General features: G+C 64.0%; 1 protein-coding gene and 1 pseudogene. Both read right to left on the bottom strand.

Annotated elements, in window-relative coordinates; genetic code table 11:
- Position 1 precedes the first annotated feature (1 nt).
- Positions 2-10495 (bottom strand): annotated as a pseudogene (locus HF257_RS30910) (amino acid adenylation domain-containing protein); the annotation flags it as partial.
- Positions 10488-10679: a hypothetical protein gene (locus HF257_RS30905; RefSeq protein ID WP_185712146.1), complete on the bottom strand. Its 192-nt coding sequence runs from the start codon at positions 10677-10679 to the stop codon at positions 10488-10490. The pseudogene HF257_RS30910 and the gene HF257_RS30905, both read right to left, overlap by 8 nt.
- Positions 10680-10714 lie beyond the last annotated feature (35 nt).

Below are 10714 nucleotides of genomic sequence, written 5' to 3'. Positions count from 1 at the left end.
GTCAGTTGCTCTCCAGTTCAGCGAGGAAGTCGTGCATATCGCTCAGGTCTTGATCCAAATGGGTATTGAGGCTGCCGGCAACCAGCTCGGCATAGGCCTCCAGGGTTGAGGCTTTGAACATCAGCTCCAGCGCCAGGCTGCCGCCCAGTTCCAGCTGGGCTTGGGCCGTGGCCTGGGTCGCGAGCAAGGAGTGGCCGCCGAGCTCGAAGAAGTTATCGTCCAGGCCGACCTGCTCACGCTTGAGCACTTCCTGCCAGATGCCCGCCAGCGTGCATTGCAAATCGCTGACCGGTGCCACGTAGCGCGAACGCCCGTGTTCCAGGTCGGGCAATGGCAGGGCCTTACGGTCGATCTTGCCGTTGGGGTTGAGCGGAAAACGTTCCAGCAGCACCCACTGGGTCGGCACCATGTAGCCCGGCAACGTCACTTCCAGCGCAGCCTTGAGCTCGCGGCCAAGGGCGGCGGCCAGTTGATCCGCAGACTCGGGCACCACATACCCCACCAGCACCTTGCCGTGGTCGCCGTCCTGGGCCATGACCAATGCATCGCGCACACCGGCCTGACGCTTGAGTTGCGCCTCGACTTCGCCCAGTTCGATGCGAAAGCCGCGAATCTTCACTTGATGATCGATGCGCCCCAGGCAGTCGATCACCCCGCTTTCACGTTGGCGCACCAGGTCGCCGGAGCGATAGAGCCGCCCACCGTTACGGCTGGCAGGGTCTGGCACAAAACGTTCGGCGGTCATGCCTGGGCGGTTCAGATAACCCCGCGCCACGCCGTATCCGCCCAGGTACAGCTCGCCGGACACGCCGTCCGGTAGCAGATTGAGTTGCAAATCACGCACTTGCAGGCTGCGCTCGCCGATACGGGTACCGATGGGCGCGTAGGCCGCTTCGCATTGATCGGCCGTGCCCGCCTTCCAGATCAGCGGCGTCACCACCGTTTCTGTCGGGCCATAGCCATTGATGATGAATTGCGGCTTGAGCGCGCGACGTGCCAGTTCGAAACTGGCCTGGGGCACCGCATCACCGCCAAAGCAGTAGATGCGCACAGCCGGCGGGTTGCCGACCTTTTGCGCGTGCTCTGCCAACTGCTGCAGGTACACCGGCGGGAACGCCGCCACAGTCACGCCATGGCGATGCAGCGCGTCGAAGGTCTGCTCCGGGGTCCACAGCACCTCGTCACGCAGCAGCACACGGCCGCCGTGGGTCAAGGTGGTGAGCCAGCGTTCATGGGCACCGTCGAAGGCAAATGACATGAACAGCAATTCGCAATCGGCCGGGGTCATGCCATAGCGCTCGCCGATGCGGGTGCAATGCATCGCCAGAGGGCCGTGGGTGACCGCAACGCCCTTGGGTTGGCCGGTGGAGCCGGAGGTGTAGATCACGTAGGCGAGGTTGTCCGCGTGCACGGTGACCGCAGGGTCGGACGACGGCCAGGACGCGAGGTCCAGGCGGTCGATTTCGACGACGCGTGCCGAGGTGGCCTGGTTCATCTGTGCGGTCAGGCTCGAGTCCGTCAGCAGCAACGCCGCCGCGCAATCGTTCATCAGGTAGGCCAGGCGTTCGGCTGGGTGGGTAATGTCCAGCGGTACATAGGCGCCACCTGCCTTGAGCACCGCGAGCAAGGCCACCAACAGGTGTTCGCTGCGCGGCAGGGCCACCGCCACGCGCACCTCTGGGCCGACGCCTCTGGCGATCAGCGCATGCGCCAATCTGTTGGCCCGGCGGTCAAGGCTGGCAAAATCCAGGCGGTGTTCGCCCTGGATCACTGCCGTGTGCGTCGGTGCCTGCTGGGCGATCTGGGCAATGCGTTGGTGTACCCATAGCGCCGGCTGTGTGGCAGGTGCCGAACTGGCCGCGATTGACGCCGCTTCCTGCGCCGGGCTCAGCAGCGAAATCGTCGCCAAGCGGGTCTGCGCGCTCTGCACCAGTTGCGCCAGTACGTTGAGCAAATGCCCTGCCAAGCGCTCGATGGCCTGGGGGCTGAACTGGGCAGTGGCGTAGTCGAAGTTGAGAATCAGCGTGTGCCCTGCCTCCACCGCCAACGCCAGTGGATAGTGGGTTTGCTCATGGCTGATCACCTGGCCAAACGTCAGCCCGGTGGCAGCGCTTTGTTGCAGGGCTTCGGCCACGGGGTAGTTTTCAAACACCAGCAAGGTGTCGAACAAGGCTTCGCCACCCAGGCCCGCCAGGCGCTGGATTTCAAACAGCGGCGTGTGTTCGTGCTCACGCACGGCCAGGTTGATGTGCTGTACCTGCTGCAGCCACTCGCCGACGGTCATCTGCAACGTTGGAGCGGCAATGATCGGCAGCGTGTTGATAAACAGGCCGATCTGCTCCTCGGCACCTCGCACCTGCGCCGGACGCCCGGCCTGGGTGGCACCGAATGCCACGGCAGATTGACCGGTGTAGCGCTGCAACAGCAACAGCCAGGCAGCCTGCACCAACGTATTGACCGTGACCTTTTGCCCACGGGCAAAGGTCGCCAACTGCTCACTGGCCAGCGCATCCAGTTCACGCATATGCGCCGCGCGGCGTGCACTGCTGTCGAGGCTGCCGAAGGTGGCCAGCGCCGGTGCCAGGCGGCTCGGCGCATCCAGGGTCTGCAACTGTTGTTGCCAGAACTGCTCGCTGGCCCCCGCGTCCTGCGCCAGCAGCCAAGCGATGTAGTCGTGGTAACGCCCTGCAGGCGTTGCCACAACCTGGCCGTGGTAGCGTTGCAGCACTTCACCCAGCAAGCGCGAATAACTCCAGCCGTCCATCAGGATGTGGTGGTTGGAGTAGATAAAGTGCCAGCTGTCATCACCGGTTTGCACCAGCACCAAGCGCAGCAGTGGCGCCTGGGCCAATTCGAAACCGCGCTGGCGCTCACTGAGGGCCAGCGCGTCCAGCGCTGTGTTCAGCTCGGCATGCCCACGCCAGTCGTGTTCGGCAAACGGCAGCGCCGGTTGCCGGTGCACCCATTGCAGCGGGCGCGCCAGCTCGTTCTGCCAGATAAACCCGGAACGCAGGATGTCGTGGGCCTGCACGGTCGCCTGCCAGGCCGCCTTGAAGCGCGCCACATCCAGGCCGTGCACATCGACGCGCATCTGGTTGATGTAGTCGCCGCCGTCTTTCTGATACAGCGAGTGGAACAACATGCCCTGCTGCATCGGCGACAGCGGGTAGAGGTCATCCAGGTCCGCCAGCGGCAAGCCGATGGCGTCCAGTTGCGGCTGGGTCAAGCCGGCCAACGGCACATCCGAAGGCGTCAAGCCGGCCACAGTGGCGTCACAGCAATGCTCGACCAGTGCTTCAAGTTGGCGGCTGTATTGCTCTGCCAGTTGCGCAATGACGGCCGGGTCGAAGACTTCGGCGCTGAAGGTCCAGCCAAGGCTCAACTCACCGTCGTAGACCTGGCCGTTGAGGGTCAGCAGACTGCCCAGGGCCGCCTCATCGTTCTGGTCGCCGCCTGCGCTTTCGCCAGCGGGCACGAACAGCGCTTGCTCTTCGTCAAAGCTGCCATCGAACTGGCCCAGGTAATTGAAGGTGACTGCCGCCGGCACACTTTGCAGCGCAGCGCGGCTGTCGGCGTCGCCCAGGTAGCGCAGCACGCCATAGCCGATGCCTTTGTTGGGCACGGCGCGCAGTTGCTCCTTGATCGACTTGAGTGCATCACCCAGCGCCGGTGCCGGGGTCAGGCGCACTGGAAACAGGTTGGTGAACCACCCGACGGTGCGAGTCAGGTCGATGCCGTCGAACAGCTCTTGGCGACCATGCCCTTCCAACTGCACCACCATGCTGGCGTGGCCGGTCCAGGTGCACATAACCTGCGCCAGCGCCGTCAGCAGCAGGTCGTTGACCTGGGTGCGATAAGCCGCCGGTGCGTCCTGCAACAGGCGTCGGGTCAGGGTTTTGTCCAGGCGGCTGTGCACCGTCACTGCCTGGCGATTGAGTTTCCCACCGGCCAGGTTCGCGCCGGGCAGTTCCTGGGGTTGGGTGTCCAGTTGTGCCTGCCAGAAAGCACGCTCAGCCTGCAATACCGGGCTGCTGGCGTAGCGCGCCAAGTGCTGGCCAAAGGTTTGCAGCGCAGTGGTCTTGAGCGGCAAATTTACCGGTTGGCCGGCGGCCAGTTGGCGGTAAACGGTTTGCAGGTCTTCGAACAGAATGCGCCACGACACGCCATCCACCACTAGGTGATGAATCGCCAGGAACAGCTTCTGCTGCCCGTCCACCAAGGTCGCCAACACGGCGCGTACCAGCGGGCCGTGGGCGAGGTCGAGGCTGCGCTGGGCCTTGTCGCACAGCGCTTGCCAACCTTCCTGCGTGCAGCCTTCGGCATGCCACAGAATGTGCGCCTGGGCAGCCTGCTGCGGGTAATGTGCGCGCCAGCCTTCACCCTCGACAAACCCCAGGCGCAAGGCGTCGTGATGGCCGATCAGCGCTTGCAGGGCGTGTTCCAGGTGCTGTGGTTCAAGGGGTTGTCGGCACCGCAGCATCACCGATTGGTTCCAGTGGTGACGCTGGCTGCGGACCTCCTCGAAAAATACCTGCTGTACGGGCAGCAACGGCTGCTCGCCCTGCACCGCGCCTTGGTCGATGTGCTGCACGCCTTCGCCTAGCACGGCAACGCGCGCAACACCCTGGACGGTCTGGTGCAGGAACAGGTCCTTGGGTTTGAAATGGATACCCGCCTGCCGCGCCCGACTCACGACTTGGATCGAGATGATCGAGTCGCCACCCAATTCGAAGAAGTTGTCTTGCGCCCCTACCCGCTCAAGCTTGAGCACCTGCGCCCAGATGTCGGCGAGCTGTTGCTCCACGGCAGTGTGCGGCGCCACATACTGCGCTTCGGCCGGCTGCAACTGCGGCTCCGGCAGCGCTTGGCGGTCGAGCTTGCCGCTGGGCATCAACGGCAAGGCGTCCAACAGCACCCAGTGTGCAGGTTGCATGTAGTCCGGCAGGCTGTCGGCGAGCCCAGCCTTGATCGCGTCCAATGCAGACTCATTGTCCAGCACCAGGTAAGCCACCAGTTGCTGCGCAGCCGAGGTCCGCACGACAACTTCGCGCACGGCAGCTTGCGCCTGCAGGCGAGCCTCGATCTCACCCAACTCAATACGCAAGCCGCGAATTTTGACTTGATGGTCGACACGCCCCACGTACTCAAACAGCCCTGCGGCGTCGCGGCGAACCCGATCGCCGGTGCGATACAGGCGAGCGCCGGTCGTGCTGAAAGGGTCCGGCACAAACTGTTGCGCAGTCAGCCCCGGTCGCCCCAGGTAGCCACGCGCAAGGCCTTCGCCACCGATATGCAACTCACCGACACCGGCATTGGGCAATAGATTGCCGCTGGCATCCAGCACACAGGCCGAGCGTGCGCCTACCGGTTCGCCGATAGCAGCATAGGTGCCTTGTGCAAGGCGTTGCGCTTCGCACGCCCAGATCAACGGGCTGATCACCGCTTCGGTAGGGCCATACGCGTTAAACAGTTGTGCAGGGCGAATCACGCTCAATGCCGCCAATTGGCCCGCGCCCCAGGCTTCGCCCCCCAGGATGCACACGCGCACATCGACGCCTTTTTCCGCAGGGTCGGCGTGTTGCGCCATCGCGTTCAAATAGGTCGGCGGCAGGTCGAGGATGCTAATGGAATGATCACGAATCTGGCCCAGCAACTGCTCGAACGACCACTGCCCCACCTCCCCCATGACCAGGCGAGCACCGTGGATCAGTGGCATGAAGATCTGCTCGGCGGCCGCGTCAAAGCTGATGGACGCGAACTGCAAATGGCAGTCCTCAGGCGTCACCCCATATCGCTCGCCCGCCGCGCGGCAATGCATGGCCAGCGCGGCGTGCTCGATCGCCACACCCTTTGGCTGGCCCGTCGAACCCGAGGTGTAGATCACGTAGGCCAAGCTCTCGCCACGCACGCCGTGCACCCGAGGTGCGCTGGCCTGTTCTTCTGCACCGTCCAGCAGCAAGCGCTGCACACCTGCGATCGCCGGCAGGTGCTCCACGGCATCGGCCTGGGTCAGCAGGACACTGATGCGACTGTCGCTCATCATGTAGGCCAGGCGTTCGGCGGGGTATTTCAGGTCCAGCGGCACAAAGGCCGCGCCGGCCTTGAAAATCGCCAGCAAGCCCACCACCAGTTCAGCGCTGCGCGGCAATGCCAGGCCGACCAGGGTTTCGGGGGCGACGCCCATGTCGAGCAGACGTTGCGCCACACGGTTGGCGCGCGCATCCAGCTGGCGATAGCTAAGGTGCTGCTCGGCGGCAATCACGGCGATTGCATCAGGCGTCTGGCGCACTTGGCGTTCGAACATGCTGATCACGCTGACGTCATCGCCCGCAGGCCGCTGGCCATGGCTGATCAGGGCACGCTGTTCGGCGGCCGTTTGCAGCGTCATCTGGCCGATTGCCTGGTGCGGGTCGGCGACCATCGCAGCCAGCAACTGACGCCAGTGCCCGGCAAGGGTGTGCAAGGTGGCGGCGTCGAACAGGTCGGCCGCGTAGATGAACGACGCCCGCAGGCCTTGGTCGGTCTCCAGGGTTTCCAGGGTCAGGTCGAACTGCGCCATGCCGCCTTCCAGCACCACTTCTTTGGCTTGCAGGCCAGGCAAGCTGTCGCTGCCAGCAGCTCCCACGGTGTTGAGGTGGTTGTACATCACCTGGAACAACGGGTTGTGCTGCGCGCTGCGCTGCGGGTTGAGCGCCTCCACCAGTTTGTCGAACGGCAAGTCCTGATGGGCCTGGGCGCCCAGCGCAATGGCCTTGCTCTGTTGCAGCACGTCCAGCACCGACTGCTGCGGGGCCAGTTGCAGGCGCAGCACCAGGGTGTTGACGAAAAAGCCCACCACACCTTCCAGTTCCTGGGCATTGCGATTGCTGACTGGCACGCCGATGCGCAAGTCGTCGGTGCCCGCATAGCGTTGCAACAACAGGCCAAACGAAGCAACGAACAACTGGAACAGCGTCAACTGGCTGCGCTGGGCCAGGCCGCGAATGCCAGACGCGAGTGCCGTATCGAGGGTGAAGTCCACGCGTCCCTCGCGATAGCCCTGCCCCTCACGGCGTGGGTGGTCGGTTGCCAGTTCCAGCAGCGGGTGTTCAGTGCCCAACTGCGCTCGCCAGTAGTCCAGTTGGCGTTGCATTTCGCCTGCGGCCAACCAATCACGCTGCCACTGCGCATAGTCGGCGTATTGCACCGTCAGGGCCGGTAACGCTAGCGTCTCGCCCGCCTGGAATGCGGCATATAACGCGGCAAACTCACGCCCCAGCACGCCCATGGACGCACCGTCGGAGATGATGTGGTGCAAGGTCACCACCAGCAGGTGCTGTTGTGGCTCGATCTGGAACACCTTGACCCGCATCAACGGGCCTTCAGCCAGGTCGAACAACGCGTGGGTTTCGGCGAGCACTGCCGGTTCGACCGCCCCCGACAGGGCTTGCCATTGCACGGTGACGCGGGACTCGGCATCGACCTGTTGGCACAAGACATCGCCATCGAGGACGAAGCGGGTACGAAACGCTTCGTGGCGAGCCGCCAGGGCAGCAAAGGTCTGCTCCAGCGCCTGGCGATCCAGCGTGCCGCTCAGCTTGACGATGATCGGTGTGTGGTAGGCGACGCTTTCGGGCTCCAGCGTCCAGAACAGCCACTGGCGTTGTTGCGCAAACGATGCCAGGCGCGGTTGTTGACCGCTCAGACGGGCCAGGGCCGGGCGCGTGCTGGACGGATCCCCCAACGCCACCGCCGCGCAGAACTCACCGAAACTGGCGGTTTCGAACACCGTACGCAGGGCCACATCCGTCCCCAACACACGGCGTGCGCGGGAGATGATCTGGGTGGCCAGCAAGGAATGGCCGCCCAGCGTGAAAAAGTTATCGTGCAGGCCGACCTGGTCCACCTTCAACACGTGCGCCCACACCTCAGCCAAGCGTTTTTGCAGGTCGGTGACCGGCGCCTGGTACACCGTTTGCGGCAGGTCGTGCTGCAACGCGGCCAGGGCTTGCAAGTCGAGCTTGCCATTAAGCGTCAGCGGCAATGCCTCCAGGCAAACAAACACGGCAGGCACCATGTAGTCCGGCAACTCGGCGCCCAGCGCCAGGCGCACTTCATCCGTGCTCACGCCGGGCTTGAGCACTACGTAGGCGGTGATGTGTGGATTGTTCGTCGGGCCACCTACCAGCGTGACCGCCTCACGCACACCCATGTGTTGACGCAGACAGGCGTTGATTTCGCCCAACTCGATGCGATAGCCGCGCACCTTGATCTGGTGGTCGACTCGCCCTTTGAAGATGAAGGTGCCGTCGACCGCGTGGCGCGCCAGGTCTCCCGTGCGATACAGACGTTCACCCGCCCCACCGAACGGGTGCGGCACAAAACGCTCAGCGGTCATTGCCGCACGCCCCAGGTAGCCGCGAGCAAGGCCTGCGCCGCCCAGGTACAGCTCGGCGGACGCACCAACCATAGCCGGTTGCAACCCGTCTTCGAGCACCCACGCCGAGGTGTTGGGCAGCGGACGCCCGAGGGAGGCCATGGCCTGTGCGGGCACCTCGTTTGCTGTGGTGAGTACGCCGACCGTGGTTTCGGTGGGGCCGTAGTGGTTGATCACCCGGCAGCCTTCGCCAAGCGCTCGGATCCGCGCCAGTAACGCCGGTGATGCCGCCTCGCCGCCCATGATCAGGCACTGGCGTGGCAACCCACTGGCGCGCGGGTTGTCACTGAGCAATGCCTCCAGATGCGAGGGCACGATCTTCAGCACGTCAATCTGCTGATCGGCCATGTAGGCTGCGAATCGCTCGGCATCCAGGGTCAGGTCCAGACCCAGTACGTGCAAGGTACAACCGGAACACAACGCACCAAACAAGGTGGTGTGCCCCAGGTCGGCGGACAGCGTCGAGACCACAGCCATGCTGCGCGCCTCGGCCAGCGGTAACGTGTGCAGGATGCCTTGGACGTAGTTGACCAAGGATCGATGGCTCAGCCCCACACCCTTGGCTTTGCCGGTAGAACCGGAGGTGTAGATGACATACGCCAGGTGATCGGGATCGAGCGCTACGTCAGGGTTGCTGGCTGGGAACTCCTCAGCGGCGTCGATCAGCAGCGACTGCACGCCGTCCAGCGCGGGCAGGCGATCACACACGGCACGCTGGGTCACCAGCAACCGAATGCCGCTGTCCTCAGCCATATGCACCAGGCGCTGTGCGGGAAACTCCGGGTCCAGCGGTACATACGCCCCGCCCGCCTTGAGAATGGCCAACATGCCGACCACCATCTGCAGCGAGCGCTCGACGGCAATCCCCACGGGCACGTCCGGCCCTACGCCGGCAGCGATCAAGCGGTGCGCCAGGCGGTTGGCCTGCTCGTTCAACTGCCGATAGCTCAAGGATTGCCCGGCAAATGCCAATGCGACCGCATCAGGCACAGTGGCCGCCTGGCGTTCGATCAGGTGATGAATGCACAGCGCCGGGTCGCGTGGGCTCAACAGCTCCGGTGCAGTATCGGCGGCCCGCAGCGGCAGATCGCCGATACGCGCATGAGGATCACGAACCAGGCCCGCCAACAGCGTTTGCCAGTGAGCGGCCAGGCCCTCGATGGTGTGCGCGTCGAACAAGTCGCTGGCATAGGTGAAGGCTGCGCACAATTGACCACCGCGCTCGAACGTATCGAGGGTCAGGTCAAACCGCGTCGTGCGGCTGGCCCATTGAATCGGGCTTAACTGCAAGTCGGCGCTGACCGTCAGGGTTTCCAGGTCGGCAACTTGCGGTTGGTGGTTGTACATCACTTGGAACAACGGATGATGGCTGGCGTCCCGGGCCAGGTTCAAACCTTCGATCAAGCGCTCGAACGGCAAATCCTGGTGGGCCTGGGCACCCAGCGCGGCCGCCTTCACATGCTGCATCAGCTGGTCGGCGGGCGTCAGGGCATCGAACGGGATGCGCAGCACTTGGGTGTTGACGAAAAAGCCGATCAAACCTTCGATTTCAACGCGGTTGCGGTTGGCAATCGGCACACCGATACGAATATCGGCCTGGCCGGTGTAGCGATGCAACAGAGTGCCGAAAGCGCCCAGCAGCAACATGAACAACGTGACTTCTTGCTGGCGCGCGCACTGGCGAAGGCCTTCGGCCAAGCTCTCTGGGATCACCCATTCATGACGCGCGCCGCGCTGGCTTGGTCGTGCCGGGCGCGGATGGTCAGTCGGCAAGTTCAGAACCGGGTGCTCATCCCCCAGGGTTTCACGCCAGTAATCGAGTTGGCGCTGTTGCTCCCCCGCTTCCAGCCAGCGGCGCTGCCACAGGGCGTAATCGGAATACTGGATCGGCAATGGCTTTAGATTGGCCACCCGGCCGGCATCCAGGGCGCTGTACAGCTGGGTGAACTCTTCGATCAGCACACCCATGGACCAGCCATCGGAAACGATGTGATGCAGGGTCAGTAGCAGTACGTTTTCCTGCTCGGCCTGCTTGATCAGTTGCACGCGCAGCAATGGCCCCTGGCTCAGGTCAAACGGCTCCAGCGCTACTCGCTCGGCCTCGGCCTTGACCCAAGCTTCCGGAGAGGATCAAAAAGCCCGCCGACACCAACAGGCACGGCAGGATCCACAACAGCCCTTCGCGGATCGCACGCAACGACTCGGTACTGGCCAGTGCGGCCAGACGTTGGGTGAAGAAAAGTTTGAACAGCGTTTGCGCCATGACCCGTCCCTCTGTCCACACGCCCCGTGGCCCCT

The organism is Pseudomonas cremoris (assembly GCF_014230465.1).
This window is presented reverse-complemented; position numbering and strand designations above follow the sequence as displayed.